The sequence below is a fragment of the Streptomyces sp. NPDC037290 genome, assembly GCF_055603245.1.
Genome location: NZ_JBVJVZ010000002.1, coordinates 914,743 through 928,826, shown reverse-complemented (window position 1 = coordinate 928,826; position 14,084 = coordinate 914,743). Strand labels below are relative to the sequence as shown.

Here is a 14,084-nt window from a genome sequence, read left to right as displayed (position 1 = left end):
ATGAGGTCAGTCGCGCGGCAGCAGCGGCCCGAGGTCCAGATTCAGGTCCTCGGGCCGCAGTCCGTAGCGCTCGCACAGCTCGGCCATCCGCTCCTCCAGGAGCATCAGGGTGAGCCCGATCCGTTCCTCCTGCTCCTCGCTGAGGTCACCGGTGTCGAAGCGGCGCACGGCCTGCCGCTCCATGAGCTGACGCAGCAGTTCCACCACGGTGAGCACCAGCTTCACCAGGTCGCGCTCGACCGTGTCGGGTTCCAGGTCGAGCCGGTTGCGCGGGGTCACATGACCTCCTCGGAGGATGGGACGACCAGTTCGAAGGGTGAGGGGACCGACTCGTTCACCGAGCTGATCAGGGCGTTCAGGTCGATGCGGACCAGGTCGACGTCCGCGATCCTGAGGGTGATGTCGCCGGTGATGACGACTCCGCCGGCCAGCAGCCGGTCGAGCAGGTCGACGAGTGCGATCTCGCGCCGTTCCACGACGGTCACGACTGAGCCTCCCCCGTGAACGAATAGGCGGCCCAGGGTCCGGTGAGTTCCACTCGGATTCCGGGCGCCTCGTCCTTTGTCCGGTCCACCATTTCCACGAATTCCTCGGAATGCATACGGGGCACCAGATAAGCGGCGTTGAGAACGTTATGTCCGGGAGTCGTGGAAAGCGCGGAATTCTGTGGGGGGTGCAGCCGGGATTCCTCGGCGAGCCGGGAAAGGCGTTCGTGCAGCGACCGGGCGAACACCTCGGCGTGCTGCCATTTCGCCTCCTGGGCGTGGGTGCTCTCGCGCCGCCGGCGCAGATAGTCCCGGCCGCTGCCGGGCTTCGCGGCGACGGCGGGCGCGGGCTCGGCGGGCTCCGGCTCCAGGTACACCTTCACGCCCCACTCGACGCGGCCCTCCAGCCGCTCGAGGATGCGCCGGAAGTCGTCCTCGCGGGCCTCGATCATCGAGCGCACCCCGCTGCAGTCCCGGAAGACGGTGCCGAGCCTGAGCGGCAGCGGGGTGGTGACCGTGGTGAGGGCGTCGATCACGCCCTGGTGGGCGCGGGCGGTCGCGGCCAGCCAGTCCAGGTCCTCCAGGTGGGCCTTGAGGGCCTCCTCGCTGAAGTCGGCCTCCGGAACCTGGCTGACCACCGCGACCAGCCCGTGGTGGTGCAGCAGCCCCGGCGGAGCGCCCCCGACTCCCGTGAGCTGGGACTGCAGGGGCGTCCCGAAGGGGCGGCAGACGGCGTAGACGTAGCGCAGTCCGGTCATGGGGCCTCCTTCGGCACATGGCCAGGCTCCAGCTCCTCCAGCCGGGCCAGCCGCTCTCTCAGCTCGGCGTTCTCCCGGGTCAGCTCGTCGCGGCGGGCCCGCGACGAGAGGGCCGGGTCGCTCTCCCACCAGTCGATCCCCATCTCCTTGGCCTTGTCGACCGAGGCGACGATGAGCCTCAGCTTGACGGTCAGCAGTTCGATGTCGAGCAGATTGATCCGGATGTCACCCGCGATCACCACACCCTTGTCGAGCACGCGCTCCAGGATGTCGGCGAGGTTGGCTCCGCTGCTGTGGCCGTACGGCTCGGGGAACCGGCTGGGCGTCGTCATCGACGGCTCCCGCGCTCGGCGTACTCGGGCTCCTCTTCCTCGTCTTCCTCACCCTCCTCGTCTTCTTCCTCGTACTCGCCCTCGTACGGCTCCTCGTCCTCGCCCTCCTGATCCTCCTCGTCCTCCTCCGGTTCCTCCTCGTTCTCCTCCTCGTTCTCGTACTCCTCGGGCTCCCCCTCTTCCTCTTCTTCCTCGTCCTCGGCGCGGGGCTCCTCGGGCTCTTCCTCCTCTTCCGCCACCGCGTCCTCGTGGCTGCGGACCACGTCGCCGTCGCGGATCTCGCCGCGCCAGCCGTCCTCCGCCTCTCCCTTCATGGTGATGAAACGGGCGAAGTTCTTCAGGTCCAGCCTGGCCCGGCGGCCCTGGGCGCGCCAGATGTTGCCCGTCTTCTCGAACAGGCCGGTCGGGTAGTACTCGATGAGGAGCAGGACGCGGGTGAGGTTCTCCTCCAGCCGGTGGAAGGAGACCACGCCCTTGGTGGTGCCCTTGGCGCCCTCCGACGTCCACTGGATGCGGTAGTCGGGTATCTGTTCGGTGGTCTTCGCCTTCCAGCTGCGGCTGGACCAGAAGATCTTCGCCTGCCAGTCGGAGTGGGTGTCGTCGGCGCGGTTCGCACTCTTGACGCCCTTGGCGAAGCTGCTGAAGTCCTTGTACTGGGTCCACTGGTCGTAGGCGGTGCGCAGGGGCACGCCGACGTCGATGGACTCCATGATCACGGTGGGCTTCTTGCCCGCGCTGCCCTTCTTGCCCTTGCTGCCGCCCAGGTTTCCGACCGCGTTCATCAGATTCTCCTTGACGCGGGAACCGCCCAGCTCCAGAGCGGAGCGCAGAGGCCCCTTGCCCTCGGCGAGCTTGCGACCGCCGTCGAGTGCCAGCTTGGCGAAGCCGGGGCTGTTGCCCTCGGCGATGTCGTTGAGCTTGACGGTGGTCTCGCCGAGCTTGCGGCCGAGGCCGCTGAGCAGCCGCTGGGCCTGGGCCGAAAGGTACTCCTGGGCCTCGGCCTTGAGCCGGTCGGCGGCCTCGCTGTGGGCGAGGTCGGCGAGCGGGTTGTCCTTGGCCGCGCCCGTGGCCTTGCCGGCCGCGGACGTGGCCGACCCCAGGGTCTCGGTCATCGCTCCTCACCACCCTTGGACTGCCGGGTGCCGGCCGCCTTCTTCCCCGCCGTCTTGCGGGCGCCGCCGGTCTTCCTGGCCGCCGCCTTCTTCGCGGGGGCCGTCTTGTTCGCCACGGCCTTCTTGGCGGCGGCCGTCTTCGGCGGAGCTTTCCTGGCCGCCTTCTTGCCGGACGGCCCGTCCTCCCGCTCCTCGCGGTCGGCGTCCTGCGGCGCCTCGCGATCGTTCTCCTTGCGCGCCTCGCGGTCGCCGTTCTCCTCCTGCTCGCCCTGCTCCTCCTGTTCCTCGTGGGAACCGCCGGCCGGCAGTGCCCCGGAGAGCTGGTCGTGCACCTGGGAGGTGCGGTCGTGCAACCGGTCGGCGAGCGCGCTCATCTGCCGCTCCACCATGGCCCCGGACGCGGCTTTGCCGACGCCCCTGAGGTCCTCGCGCAGCTGATCGCCGATCTCCTTGAACTGCGGGTTGTCGCGCAGCTGCTGCCGCGCCATCGCCGCGAGCGCCCCGGGACCGAGGTTCAGCTTCTTGCCCGCGACCAGGGAGCCGACCGCGAGCGCCATTTTCAGTTTCTTGGTCCGTCCGAGCATGTAGCCGGCCCCTACGGCGAGGCCCAGTGCCGTGCGGTTCATCATCACGTCCCGTCGCCAGTGGTGTAGCCGGAGCGCAGGGCGGTCTCCAGCCGGTCGAGCAGTTCGTCCTCCCGCCGGTCGAACTCCTCCTCGCTGATCTCCCCCGCCTCCAGCTGCTCTTCGAGTCGGGCGAGTTCGGCCCGTACGGTGGCGGGGTCGTAGTAGATCCGTTCCGCCTCACGGAGCACCTGGCCGATCGCCCATCCGCTGCCGCGTACCGGTGCGAACGGCAGCAGCAGCACTTCCTTGATCAGTCCCATGGACTCCTCCCTCCGTCCGGGCCGCCCCGTCGTCTACGCCCCGGTGTCCGCGGCCGCGGGGTCGGCCGCAGGCTGGGCGGGGCCGGGTTCGACGAAGCTGTACGGCGGCAGCGGGCCGTTGACGCGCAGTTCGAGATGGGGGTGGCCGGCGCGCACCCGTTCGGCGGCGGCCAGGAAGTCCTCGGCGGCGTCCCGGGACACCAGGAACGAGACGTTGAGCAGCCAGCCGGTGGACTGCGGGCCGGCGCTGACCGCGGCGGCGGACGGCTCCAGCTCGGTCTGCACCGCGGCGGCGTCCTCGGCCTCCTTGGCCTTGACGGCGGCCGCGACCATCTCGCCGAGGCGCAGCTTGTCGTCGTAACCGCCGCCACCCGCACGCCGGTTGGCCTCGGCGAGGGTGCGGATCTCCGCGTCCTCGGCCATCACCCGGTGCAGGACGGCCTCTTCGACGTGGTTGGCCTTGACGTTGTACTCGACCTTGCCGTCCAGGGCCTTCAGCCGCTCCAGGTAGTGCTCCGCGCGTTCGCCGAGCACCTGGACGACGCTGTCGTCGTCGGGGGCCAGGTTCCCGAACCGCATGGGCAGCACGCATCCGGCCGCGCCGGTCTCGGCGAGCACGTTCTGGTGCGCGAGCAGGTCCCGGCGCTTGGGCCGCAGCCCTTCGGGGGCGTCGCTGACCACGGCGGCCAGCTCGCCGGCCGTGAGGACCCGTACCGGCCGGGCCGGCTCGCCCACGCCGGCCATCCCCTCGGGCAGGGCCGGGTGCGAGCGGGCGGTGATCCCGTAGACGTAGGTGCTCACTCCTGTTCCTCCTTCCGGCGGGCCGTGGACTTACGGGGGCGGGGCCGGGCCTCGCGGGCCTCGCCGCCCTCCTCGCGGGCCTGCTTGAAGGCGTCCGAGATGGTCTCCGCGGCTCCGGACAGCGCGCCCTTGGACTTGCCGCGAGCACCGGATTCGGTGACCTCGCCGACCAGGTCGGGCAGTCCGGGGCTCTTGTGGGGACCCGCCTCCAGGTCGAGGCGGTTGCACGCCTCGGCGAACCGCAGGTAGGTGTCGACGCTGGCCACCACGACCCGGACGTCGATCTTCAGGATCTCGATGCCGACCAGGGAGACACGCACGAAGGCATCGATGACCAGTCCCCTGTCCAGGACCAGTTCGAGTACGTCGTAGAGGCCGCTGCTGCCGCCTCCGCCTCCGGTCTGCTGTGCCGGGACTACGGTCATGCCGGCCGTTCCTCCTCGTGAGTAGTCGGTGCCACGGTGGCTGCGCGGACGCGGCAGGCGGGGCGGCCTACCGGCCGCCCGGTCGGCGCGCGTCGGCGCGCCCGCGTTCGTATCGGCGAACGCGCCGGTAGCCGGTGAGCTGCCCGTCCTGGTCGAGATCGACCTGGTAGCTCGCCATCAGGCTCATCGTGTCCGGCACCCTCGCGAGTTCGAGGACCTCCACCTCGAGCGCCCATCCGTCCTCGGTCTGCTCGAAGGAGGTCACCGACTCAGGGGCGAGCCCGGTGAGTTCGGCGAGCTGGGTACGTGCCTGGCGCAGCACCTCGATGGGCGCCGGCCGTCGCTCGTCCGCCTTGCTCCGCGTGTCGTTCTGTGACTCCTGTGAGTCTTGGGTTTCCTGTGAACTCTGTGATTGGGATGTGTCTTTTGTGTTCGACATGGCCACCTCTCTCTGCGGGTGGCCTCTCATCCCATGGCCAAACCTTCGGGAATCTTCAGGACCGGATGTCCGCGAGGCGCCGCCGGGCCGGACCCAGGGCGCGCCCGCGGCTCGGCAGCCCGGCCCAGGGGTCGGTGCGGGCCTGGTCTACGGCGTCGGCGATCGTCCACCGGCGGGCGTCGAGCCCGGGGTCGTCCAGCTGCTCCCAGGCGAGGGGTACGGCGACGGGGGCGCCGGGGCGGGCCCGGACGGTGTAGGGGGCGACGGCGGTCTGTGCGTAGGCGTTGCGCTGCACGTCGAGGTAGAGACGGTCGCCGCGGCTCTGCTTGCGGGCCGCGGTGGTGAGCCGGTCCGGATGCCGGGACTCGGCCAACTCGGCCACAGCGTGGGCGAATTCGCGTACCTCGTCGAAGTCGTGACGGCCGTTCAGGGGGACGACCAGATGGAGACCGCGCGAGCCGGTGGTCATGGGCGCGGCGGGCAGCCCCAGCTCGTCCAGCAGCTCCCTCAGCCAGCCTGCCGCCTCGCGGACCCGGGCGAAGTCGTCGCCGGACGGATCGAGGTCGAAGACCAGCCGGTCGGGGTGATCGGCGCCGCCCGCCCGGTCGGTGCGCGAGAGCCAGCGGTGCAGGGTGAGACAGGCCTGGTCGGCGAGGTGCAGGAGAGTGGCGGTGTCGTCGCACACGACGTGTGTGACCGTGCCGCCCTCCTTGGCGACCTCGACCCGCTTGATCCAGTCCGGATAGTGCTCCGGGGCGTTCTTCTGCATGAACCGCGGTCCGTCGACGCCGTCCGGATACCGCTCCAGCATCAGCGGCCGGCCCCGCAGGTGCGGCAGCAGGAAGGGGGCGATGCTCCGGTAGTAGTCGGCGAGGTCGCCCTTGGTGTACTCCTTCGCGCCCCCGCGGCCCGGGAAGAGCACCTTCCCGGGCCGCTGGATCGCGACCGACCGGCGGCCCGCCCACAGGGTCCGCGCGTCGGGGTCACTCATCGCACGACCGCCTCCTCCACCAGCAGCTTGGCGGCGGCCGCGATGCCCACGGCGTCGATGCCGGCCGCGTGCAGCTGCTCGTCGGGCGCGGCCGAGCCAGGCATGGTCCGCACCGCGAGCCGCACCAGCCGGGGCACGGGCCGGCCGTCCCCGAAGGCCTCCGCGACCGCGTCGCCGAGGCCGCCCTCGGCATGGTGGTCCTCCACGGTGAGCAGACAGCCGGTCTCCTCGGCGGCCCGGCGCAGCGTGTCCACGTCGACCGGCTTGACCGAGTACAGGTCGATCACCCGCACCCGGATGCCGTCCTCGGCGAGCCGGTCGGCCGCGGCCAGCGCCTCGGGCACGGTGACACCGGCCGCGACGACCGTCAGCCGGTCCTCCTCGCTGGTCAGGAGCGTCTTGCTGCCGCCCACCGGGAACTCCTCGTCGGGGCCGTAGATCACCGGTGTCTTGCCGCGCGAGGTGCGCAGGTAGCGGATGCCGTCGAGGCCGGCCATGGCTGTGACCAGCCGGGCGGTCTGGTTGGCGTCGCACGGGTACAGCACGGTCGAGCCGTACACGGCCCGGAACATCGCCAGGTCCTCCAGACCCATCTGGGAGGGCCCGTCCTGTCCGATCGCGACACCGGCGTGCGAGCCGACCAGGTTGATGCCGGAGCCGCTGATGGACGCCATCCGCACGAAGTCGTGGGCGCGGGTGAGGAACGCGGCGAACGTGGAGGCGTACGGCAGCCAGCCCCGCGTGGCCATGCCGACGGCCGCGGCGACCAGCTGCTGCTCGGCGATGTAGCACTCGAAGAACCGCTCGGGGTGCGCCTTGGCGAACTCCCCGGTGCGGGTGGAGTCGCCGACCTCGCCGTCCAGGGCGACGACGTCGCCCCGCGCGGTGCCGAGCGCGGTGAGGGCCGCGCCGAAGGCGTCCCGGGTCGCGACCTGGTCGCCCTCCTCGTAGCGCGGGAGCTGGAGCACCTCGGTGGTCAGGTCGCGCAGCGCGGCGGCGGCCGGCGGCTCGCTCACCCGGACGTGCACCTCGCGCGGGCCGCCGAGTTCGGCGATGGCCTCCTCGGCGTCCGGCAGCGGCTTGCCGTGGTGGCCCTCGAGGTCCTCGACGGCGGCGACGCCCTTGCCCTTCAGGGTGCGGGCGAGGATCACGACGGGCTGCCCGGTCGTGGACAGCGCCTCGCCGTAGGCCCGGTCGATCTTGTCGACGTCATGGCCGTCGATCTCGACGGTGTGCCAGCCGAAGGCCTGGAAGCGGCGGGCGTAGGCGTCCAGGTCGTGGCCGTGCCGGGTGGGGCCACGCTGGCCGAGCCGGTTGACGTCCACGATCGCGATCAGGTTGTCCAGGTGCTCGTGGCCGGCGTGTTCGGCGGCCTCCCACACCGAGCCCTCCGCCAGCTCGCTGTCGCCGCACAGCACCCACACCCGGTAGCCCGTGCGGTCCAGGCGCTTTCCGGCGAGGGCGATACCGACGCCGACGGGCAGGCCCTGGCCGAGGGATCCGGTGGCCGTCTCCACCCAGGGCAGCCGCCGGGGTGTCGGGTGCCCTTCGAGCCGGCTGCCGATCCTGCGGAAGGTGAGCAGCTCGCCGTCCTCGACGGCACCGGCCGCCTTGTACGCGGCGTACAGCAGGGGCGAGGCGTGTCCCTTGGACAGCACGAAGCGGTCGTTGGCCGGGTGTTCGGGGCGTTCGAAGTCGTAGCGCAGGTGGTTCGCGAGGAGGACGGCCATCAGGTCGGCGGCGGACATCGAGGACGTGGGGTGCCCGGATCCCGCGGCGGCGGACGCCCGCACGCTGTCCACGCGCAACTGCTGTCCCAGTTCGGCGAGTTCGGCGGTGTTCATGAGTCTCCTTGCACAGAGTCGAGTGAGGTCCGAGGGGCGGCGCGGCCCGAAGAACGCCGTTCGGCGATCCCGGCCGACCGATCACCGACCAGCGGAGCCCGAAGGACCGGCACGCTTTACGGGGCCGGGGGCGGGACGGCCCGGAGCGTCGGCGCGACGGACGGGGCCGGGGGCGGGATGGTCCGGCGGACCGGCACGCCGGACGGGGCCCGGGGCGGGATGATCGGGGACATCGGCACGCCTGACCGGCCCCGGGGCAGGGTGATCCGGGACATCAGCACGCCGAACCGGCCCTGGGGCGGGGTGATCCGGCGGGTCGGTGCGCCGGACCGGCCCCGGCGCAGGATGATCCGGCGGGTCGGTGCGCCGGACCGGCCCCGGGGCAGGATGATCCGGCGGGTCGGTGCGCCGGACCGGGCCCGGGGCAGGATGATCCGGCGGGTCGGTGCGCCGGACCGGGCCCGGTGCAGGGTGGTCCCTGCGCTCCGCGGGTGTCGGGTCGCCCGCCGGTGCGGGGCCGCGCGCGTGGTTCGGGCCCTGCGGGTGCTGCGCTCCTCCCGGCACGCCCGGCACCTCCGCCTGGCCCGGGCGGCCCGGCCGCGCCTGCCCGCCCGCTCGATCCGGTGCGCCCGGCCCTCCTGGGTCCTCCGCCCGGCCGGGTCCGCCGGGTACGCGGGCCAGCTCCGGGGAGGCTGTGTCCAGGGGGACCGACCAGGAGCGGACGAGGCCCAACTGGACTGCCTGGCGCGGCAGTACGGCGTCCAGCAGCCAGTCGGCGGCCACCCGGACACGGTTCGCGGGCAGCGCGGCGAGGTGGTAGCCGCGGGTCACCGCGCCGGCCGCCGGGCCGGACAGCGGGATGCCGAACGGGTTGGCGGCGGCCCGGACGCCGCCGAGGTCGACCGCGAACCCCAGGTCGTGATGCCGGTAGGGCCGCCGGCGCCGGCCGAGACCGAGCGAGGCGGCCACGTTCTCGCCCGCCACCCTGCCCTGCCGCCACGCGTGCTGGGCCGTCATCGGCGTGAACTCCCCGGGACGCTCCAGGTCCGGTACGGCGGCCGCGTCCCCGCAGCCGAACACCTCGGGCCGGCCCGGCACCCGCAGATGCGGGTCGACGATCAGCCGCCCCCGCTCCAGCGGCTGCCCGACGCCCTCCACCAGCGGATCCGGGCGGACGCCCACGCACCACACGAGGGTCCGGGACGGGACGAACTCCCCGTCGGTGAGCAGCACCCCGTCATGGGTGGCCTCCTTCACCGACGTACCCATGCGCACCTCCACACCCCGCGCCCGCAGCACCCGGTCGGCGGTGCGGGACAGCCGCCGGTCCATCTCCGGCAGCACGCGCTCCGCGACGTCCAGCAGCAGCCAGCGGGGCCGCACACCGCCGGGCGGCGGGCTCCGGCGCGCCAGCCGGTCCGTGAGCAGCTGCATGTGGGCGGCCACCTCGGTGCCGGTGTAGCCGGCGCCCACCACCACGAACGTGCACCGGGCGGCGCAGGCCCTCGCGTCGTCCTCCGCGGCGGCCAGCTCCATCTGCCGGGTCACGTGGTCGCGCAGGTACAGCGCCTCCGGCAGCCCGCGGAACCCGTGCGCGTGCTCGGCGACCCCTGGAATGGGCAGCAGTTTGTTGACGCTGCCGACGCACAGCAGCAGCCGGTCGTACCCGAGGGTGCCGGCGCCGCCCTCGGGGCCGGTGTAGTGGACGGTGCACCCGTCCAGGTCGACGCGGTCCGCCTCGCCGAGGACGAGCCGCACCCCGCGCAGGGTGCCGGGCAGCGACACGGTGACCCTGCGGGCCTCCAGGACCCCGGCGGCCACCTGGGGCAGCAGCGGCAGGTACAGGAAGTAGTCGGTCGGGTTCAGCAGCGTGACGTCGGCCCGGTTCCGGGTGAGGCGGGCCAGTGTGCGGGCAGCCCGGTACCCGGCGAAACCGGCGCCGACGATCACGACGTGAGGTCGGCTCACGGTGCGCCTCCGGCGGTGTGGCTCGTCCGAGGCTTTCCGCGTAACCGGGGCCCGGGCACCCAAACGCCGGGTGGGTCACCCGTACGCCGGTCACGGCACCCCGAACGCGCACCGCCCCGCGTTTCACCCCCCGGGCCCCGGTTACCCGGGCCCGGAACCGGATCACTCGAGGACCGGCCTCGCCGACACGGAGGTAACGTCCCATGCCCGAGTACGGCTATTTCCTGGCGAGCGAGGAGCACGATCCCGCCGCGCTGGTCGAGCAGGCCCGGATGGCCGAGCAGGCCGGCTTCCAGGCGCTGTGGATCTCCGACCACTTCCACCCGTGGAACGACGCACAGGGGCAGAGCGCGTTCGTGTGGTCGGTGATCGGCGCCCTGTCCGAGGCGGTGTCGCTGCCGATCGAGACGGCGGTGACCTGTCCGACCGTGCGGATGCATCCGGCGGTGACGGCGCAGGCCGCGGCGACGTCCGCGGTGATGACCGAGGGCCGGTTCCGGCTCGGTGTCGGTACGGGCGAGGCGCTCAACGAGCACATCTTCGGCGACCGCTGGCCTCCGGTGCACGTCCGCCTGGAGATGCTGGAGGAGGCCATCCAGGTGATGCGCCGGCTGTTCACCGGCGAGGAGGTCAACCACCGCGGCACGCACTACACCGTGGAGAACGCCCGCCTCTACACCGTTCCCGACGAGCCCGTCCCGATCGACATCTCCGGGTTCGGCCCGAAGGCGACATCACTGGCCGCGCGGGTGGGCGACGGCTACATCACGATGATGCCGCAGGAGGAGATGGTCACCCGGTTCCGCAAGGGCGGGGGCGGCGCGAAACCGGTCAGCGGCGGGACGAAGGTCTGTTACGGCACCGATCGTGAGGAGTGCGTCCGTACGGTGCACTCCCTCTGGTACAACGAGCTGCTGCCCGGCGAGATGGGGCAGGTGCTGCCGTCGCCGCGGCACTTCGAGCAGCTGCGCGAGCTGGTCACCGAGGACATGGTCCGCGAGAAGGTGGTGTGCGGGGACGACGTCGAGCAGCACGTGTCCGCGCTGAGGGCGTTCGCGGACGCCGGGTTCGACCGGGTGTACGTGAACCAGATCGGGGCGGACCAGAGGGGGTTCTTCGACTTCTACCGGACGAAGGTGCTGCCGCAGCTCGGCGGGTGAGCACCCCCGGCGCTCGGGGTGCTCAGGCCCTGTGGTGGCCCGGCTCCGGGGGCTCCGTGGGCATCGGCGGGTACGGCACGCCCAGGCCGGCCGGTGGGCCGCCCCGGGCGGTGCCGCCGACGGTGGGGACCGGAGCCGACGGGTGGCCGTGCCTCGGGTGGGCCGCGCCGCGCAGGACGTAGGCCACCGCGGCCAGCATCGCCGCCGTGATCAGGGCGGCCGCCCAGCCGGGCAGAACCGTCGCCAGGGCGAGACCGGCGGCCAGGGCCACGGCGGCGCCCGCGTACAGGGCGGCGGCACCTGACGCGGCGTAGAGCAGGGCGGTGCGGCGCTGCTTGCGGCTCTGCTCGCGCAGCTCGTCGCGTACCGTCTCGCGTGCCACCTGTGCCAGCTCTTCGACGAGGTGCTTGTCCAGGTGTTCCAGGTGATCCAAACGGTCCATACCCTGCGGGTACCCGGCGGCCACAGCGGGTAACGCGGGCGCCCTGCACGGCCCGGGCCGCCCCAACTAGGCTCGGACGCATGGAGATTCTGGGCGCCTCACTGCGCATCTGCGTCGACGACCTCGAGACCGCGGTCCCCTTCTACGAGCGTCTGGCGGGCGGCAGAGCCCTGCGCTTCGAGCGCGGCGGGGTCCAGGTCGCCGCGATCGGCTCCTTCCTGCTGATGAGCGGGCCGGAGGCGGAACTGGAGGTGCTGCGCAAGGTGGCGGCCACCATCGCCGTCAAGGACGTGGACGAGGCGCACCGGCTGCTGACCGGCCTCGGCGCCCGGATCATCGCGGGGCCGGTGCCGACGCCGGTGGGCCGGAACCTGATCGCGATGCATCCGGACGGCTCGGTGTTCGAGTACGTCGACCAGCGGAGCTGAGCCGGCCGGAACGCAAGCCGGTCAGCCGGTGTCGGGCCGCATCCCGAAGTCGTACCGGGCCGGGAGGGGTTCGTCGGTGAGCCGGGCCCACAGCCGGCCGATCGTCTCCTCTCCCTCCCGCAGGTCTGCGACCTCGAAGCCCGCGTCGAAGACGGCCCGTGCCTCGCCCGGCCGTCCTTCGGCGAGCAGCAGTTCGGCCTCGAGCAGCCGGAACCGGCCGCGGCGGCGGACGGCGGGCAGCAGCCGGTTCCAGACGGTGCGGGCGTCCGCCGTCCGCCGCACCCGCAGCAGCGCCTGCAGTGTTTCCCGGCCGAGCGCGGCGACGGCGGCCGTCCATGCCTCGCCGTCGTCTCGCCGCTCACGGCACAGGTCGTCGAAGGCGTCGGCGTAGCGTTCGGCGGCCCGCTCGTGGTGGCCGGACTCCTGGTCGGCGACGGCCAGACAGCGCAGCAACGGCCACAGGGACGGGGCGAGCGGGAGGGCGCGTTCCCAGCTGCGGACGGCCTGGGCGCGGTCGCCGGCGTGCCACTGGGCGACCCCGAGGTGGTACTCGGTGTGCGGGGTGGCGGGCGCGGCCTCCAGCATGTCCCGCCAGTGCGGGGCGACGAGGGTCCCGCCGGGCGGCCGTACCCGGCGCGGCTCGGGCAGCCGGCCGGTGCGCAGCAGTTCCCGCCAGGGCGCCTGGTCCTCGCCGAGGGTGGACTCGGGGAACGGGGTACCGGCCAGTTTCCAGTCGGCGCGCAGGACTTCGAGGGCGCCCCAGCCGGATCCGCGGGCGAGCGTCTCGCCGGGTTCGGTGTCGGCGTACGGCTTCCAGGCCGCGTAGGCCTGGTCGACGCGGGCCCGGGGCAGAACCGACTCCAGCCGCTCCTCGGCCCGTTGGACGACCTGTGTCCACTCGCCGTCGGGGGAGGCGTCGAGCGGGCCGTACGCCTCCAGCCAGGAAATCTCGCTCTCGGCCTCCAGCCGGACGTGCTCCAGCTGGGTGCGGGCGAGGCCGGCCTGGATCTCGCAGTAGCCGCCGGTGCCGGGTTCGGTCAGCCACTCCTGCCAGCGCCGGCCGCCGGGCCGGTTGCCCCACACGAAGAGCTTGCGGCCGCGCAGCACGTCGGTGGAGGTCTGGACGATCCCGTGCCCCTCGGCGTCCGGCGCGGCGATCCAGCGGCGGCGGCCGTCGGGCACCTCGTAGAAGTAGTCGGCGGCGTAGGGGCTGTTGAGGGGGCGGGTGCGGTCGATGCCGTCGTGCACCGGGACGGGGACCCTGCGCAGGCGGCGCTCGTAGCCGAAGTGGAAGGCCTCGTCGGCGGGGGCGAGGACCCGGACCTCCTCCGGCACCGCGATGTTGGACCACCAGTAGGCCGGCACCGGCCGCTCGTGGGGGTTGCGGATGCGGACGCCGGCGTAGAGGAAGTCGGATCCGTCGGGCAGCCACAGGTCGACCTGGAAGGGGAGGTCGCGCAGCCGCTCCCACTCCCACAGGCGCAGCATCTCTCCCCCGTCGGGGGCGGGGACGCGGGCGGCGTGCAGGGGGGCGCAGGAGAGGGTGGTGTGCCCGGTGGCGCCGATGTTCCATTCGATGCCGCCGGAGTACCAGGCGCCGTTGAGCGCGAAGCCGGCGGGCTGGAACACCGGGTTGCGGTAGAGGAGTTCACGGCCGGTCGGCAGGTGCAGCAGGGAGACGATGCGGCCGCCCAGGCCGGGCAGGACGGTGGCGCGCAGCCGGTCGTTCTCGATCACCAGGGCATCGAGGGCGCGGGGCTCGCGGGCTCTGTCGTAGCCGTCGCGGACGCGGACCGGGAGCAGGCTGCGCAGCGGCTCCCGGCCCAGCTGACGGGCCGTGTCCCCGGGCATGCCGTCCCGGTCGCGGTCGTCGATGCGGTGGACCTCGTCGAGGGGGCGCAGCGGGGGCAGGGGGTTGTCCGGGCCCAACTGCGCGGCGGGCAGCGTCAGTACCTCACGTCGGATCCTCGTCACGATGACCATGGAACCCGGGGGCGCGGCACTCGACCAGGG

Annotated in this window: 17 protein-coding genes; 2 read left to right on the top strand and 15 right to left on the bottom strand. The window is 72.7% G+C overall.

Going from position 1 to position 14,084, the window contains the following annotated elements; genetic code table 11:
• Nucleotides 1–6 precede the first annotated feature (6 nt).
• From ACZ7HQ_RS09945 to ACZ7HQ_RS09885, 13 genes are all read right to left on the bottom strand, one after another.
• Nucleotides 7–279, bottom strand: a complete 273-nt coding sequence (locus tag ACZ7HQ_RS09945) for a gas vesicle protein K (RefSeq protein ID WP_470986904.1) — start codon at nucleotides 277–279, stop codon at nucleotides 7–9.
• Nucleotides 276–485, bottom strand: a complete 210-nt coding sequence (locus ACZ7HQ_RS09940; RefSeq protein ID WP_470986902.1) for a gas vesicle protein — start codon at nucleotides 483–485, stop codon at nucleotides 276–278. The genes ACZ7HQ_RS09945 and ACZ7HQ_RS09940 overlap by 4 nt, the downstream gene beginning before the upstream one ends.
• On the bottom strand, nucleotides 482–1,243 hold the full coding sequence (locus ACZ7HQ_RS09935; protein ID WP_470986900.1) for a GvpL/GvpF family gas vesicle protein: 762 nt from the start codon (nucleotides 1,241–1,243) through the stop codon (nucleotides 482–484). The genes ACZ7HQ_RS09940 and ACZ7HQ_RS09935 overlap by 4 nt, the downstream gene beginning before the upstream one ends.
• Nucleotides 1,240–1,575, bottom strand: coding sequence for a gas vesicle protein (locus tag ACZ7HQ_RS09930; protein ID WP_351244477.1), 336 nt, complete (start codon nucleotides 1,573–1,575; stop codon nucleotides 1,240–1,242). Before ACZ7HQ_RS09930 ends, ACZ7HQ_RS09935 begins: the two co-directional genes overlap by 4 nt.
• Nucleotides 1,572–2,687, bottom strand: a complete 1,116-nt coding sequence (locus ACZ7HQ_RS09925) for an SRPBCC family protein (RefSeq protein WP_470986898.1) — start codon at nucleotides 2,685–2,687, stop codon at nucleotides 1,572–1,574. Before ACZ7HQ_RS09925 ends, ACZ7HQ_RS09930 begins: the two co-directional genes overlap by 4 nt.
• Nucleotides 2,684–3,313, bottom strand: a complete 630-nt coding sequence (locus ACZ7HQ_RS09920; RefSeq protein ID WP_470986896.1) for a DNA primase — start codon at nucleotides 3,311–3,313, stop codon at nucleotides 2,684–2,686. The genes ACZ7HQ_RS09925 and ACZ7HQ_RS09920 overlap by 4 nt, the downstream gene beginning before the upstream one ends.
• Nucleotides 3,314–3,315: 2 nt before the next feature.
• Nucleotides 3,316–3,573: a gas vesicle protein GvpG gene (locus ACZ7HQ_RS09915; RefSeq protein WP_470986894.1), complete on the bottom strand. Its 258-nt coding sequence runs from the start codon at nucleotides 3,571–3,573 to the stop codon at nucleotides 3,316–3,318.
• Nucleotides 3,574–3,606: 33 nt separating this feature from the next.
• Nucleotides 3,607–4,374: a GvpL/GvpF family gas vesicle protein gene (locus ACZ7HQ_RS09910; protein ID WP_470986892.1), complete on the bottom strand. Its 768-nt coding sequence runs from the start codon at nucleotides 4,372–4,374 to the stop codon at nucleotides 3,607–3,609.
• On the bottom strand, nucleotides 4,371–4,799 hold the full coding sequence (locus ACZ7HQ_RS09905) for a gas vesicle structural protein GvpA (protein WP_470986891.1): 429 nt from the start codon (nucleotides 4,797–4,799) through the stop codon (nucleotides 4,371–4,373). Before ACZ7HQ_RS09905 ends, ACZ7HQ_RS09910 begins: the two co-directional genes overlap by 4 nt.
• Before the next feature lie 67 nt (nucleotides 4,800–4,866).
• Complete coding sequence (locus ACZ7HQ_RS09900; protein WP_470987145.1) at nucleotides 4,867–5,238, bottom strand: gas vesicle protein GvpO; 372 nt, start codon at nucleotides 5,236–5,238, stop codon at nucleotides 4,867–4,869.
• A 55-nt stretch (nucleotides 5,239–5,293) separates the two neighbouring features.
• Nucleotides 5,294–6,229 (bottom strand): non-homologous end-joining DNA ligase, encoded by a 936-nt coding sequence (gene ligD / locus ACZ7HQ_RS09895; protein WP_470986890.1) that lies wholly within the window; start codon nucleotides 6,227–6,229, stop codon nucleotides 5,294–5,296.
• Complete coding sequence (locus ACZ7HQ_RS09890) at nucleotides 6,226–8,073, bottom strand: transketolase (RefSeq protein ID WP_470986888.1); 1,848 nt, start codon at nucleotides 8,071–8,073, stop codon at nucleotides 6,226–6,228. The genes ligD and ACZ7HQ_RS09890 overlap by 4 nt, the downstream gene beginning before the upstream one ends.
• A gap of 81 nt (nucleotides 8,074–8,154) precedes the next feature.
• Entirely contained in the window at nucleotides 8,155–10,023 is a 1,869-nt protein-coding gene (locus ACZ7HQ_RS09885; protein WP_470987143.1) for an NAD(P)/FAD-dependent oxidoreductase, read from the bottom strand.
• A 221-nt stretch (nucleotides 10,024–10,244) separates the two neighbouring features.
• On the opposite strand from ACZ7HQ_RS09885, the gene ACZ7HQ_RS09880 reads away from it, so the two are divergent.
• Nucleotides 10,245–11,201, top strand: coding sequence for an LLM class F420-dependent oxidoreductase (locus tag ACZ7HQ_RS09880; protein WP_470986886.1), 957 nt, complete (start codon nucleotides 10,245–10,247; stop codon nucleotides 11,199–11,201).
• Between the two features lie 22 nt (nucleotides 11,202–11,223).
• On the opposite strand, the gene ACZ7HQ_RS09875 is transcribed toward ACZ7HQ_RS09880, so the two are convergent.
• The gene (locus tag ACZ7HQ_RS09875) at nucleotides 11,224–11,643 is read right to left on the bottom strand and encodes a phage holin family protein (protein ID WP_470986885.1); all 420 of its coding nucleotides are present in this window, start codon (nucleotides 11,641–11,643) and stop codon (nucleotides 11,224–11,226) included.
• Nucleotides 11,644–11,723: 80 nt separating this feature from the next.
• On the opposite strand from ACZ7HQ_RS09875, the gene ACZ7HQ_RS09870 reads away from it, so the two are divergent.
• Entirely contained in the window at nucleotides 11,724–12,071 is a 348-nt protein-coding gene (locus ACZ7HQ_RS09870; RefSeq protein ID WP_470986883.1) for a VOC family protein, read from the top strand.
• 21 nt (nucleotides 12,072–12,092) lie between these two features.
• Here ACZ7HQ_RS09870 and ACZ7HQ_RS09865 read toward each other — a convergent pair whose 3' ends face one another.
• Entirely contained in the window at nucleotides 12,093–14,054 is a 1,962-nt protein-coding gene (locus tag ACZ7HQ_RS09865) for a DUF5107 domain-containing protein (protein WP_470986882.1), read from the bottom strand.
• Nucleotides 14,055–14,084: the final 30 nt, after the last annotated feature.

Excerpts from the sequence above, each read along its gene's own strand:
- ACZ7HQ_RS09935 (WP_470986900.1), bottom strand. The coding sequence starts at position 1,243 with ATGACCGGACTGCGCTACGTCTACGCCGTCTGCCGCCCCTTCGGGACG.
- ACZ7HQ_RS09930 (WP_351244477.1), bottom strand. The coding sequence starts at position 1,575 with ATGACGACGCCCAGCCGGTTCCCCGAGCCGTACGGCCACAGCAGCGGA.
- ACZ7HQ_RS09925 (WP_470986898.1), bottom strand. The coding sequence starts at position 2,687 with ATGACCGAGACCCTGGGGTCGGCCACGTCCGCGGCCGGCAAGGCCACG.
- ACZ7HQ_RS09920 (WP_470986896.1), bottom strand. The coding sequence starts at position 3,313 with ATGAACCGCACGGCACTGGGCCTCGCCGTAGGGGCCGGCTACATGCTC.
- ACZ7HQ_RS09915 (WP_470986894.1), bottom strand. The coding sequence starts at position 3,573 with ATGGGACTGATCAAGGAAGTGCTGCTGCTGCCGTTCGCACCGGTACGC.
- ACZ7HQ_RS09905 (WP_470986891.1), bottom strand. The coding sequence starts at position 4,799 with ATGACCGTAGTCCCGGCACAGCAGACCGGAGGCGGAGGCGGCAGCAGC.
- ACZ7HQ_RS09900 (WP_470987145.1), bottom strand. The coding sequence starts at position 5,238 with ATGTCGAACACAAAAGACACATCCCAATCACAGAGTTCACAGGAAACC.
- ligD (WP_470986890.1), bottom strand. The coding sequence starts at position 6,229 with ATGAGTGACCCCGACGCGCGGACCCTGTGGGCGGGCCGCCGGTCGGTC.
- ACZ7HQ_RS09890 (WP_470986888.1), bottom strand. The coding sequence starts at position 8,073 with ATGAACACCGCCGAACTCGCCGAACTGGGACAGCAGTTGCGCGTGGAC.
- ACZ7HQ_RS09880 (WP_470986886.1), top strand. The coding sequence starts at position 10,245 with ATGCCCGAGTACGGCTATTTCCTGGCGAGCGAGGAGCACGATCCCGCC.
- ACZ7HQ_RS09875 (WP_470986885.1), bottom strand. The coding sequence starts at position 11,643 with ATGGACCGTTTGGATCACCTGGAACACCTGGACAAGCACCTCGTCGAA.
- ACZ7HQ_RS09870 (WP_470986883.1), top strand. The coding sequence starts at position 11,724 with ATGGAGATTCTGGGCGCCTCACTGCGCATCTGCGTCGACGACCTCGAG.
- ACZ7HQ_RS09865 (WP_470986882.1), bottom strand. The coding sequence starts at position 14,054 with ATGGTCATCGTGACGAGGATCCGACGTGAGGTACTGACGCTGCCCGCC.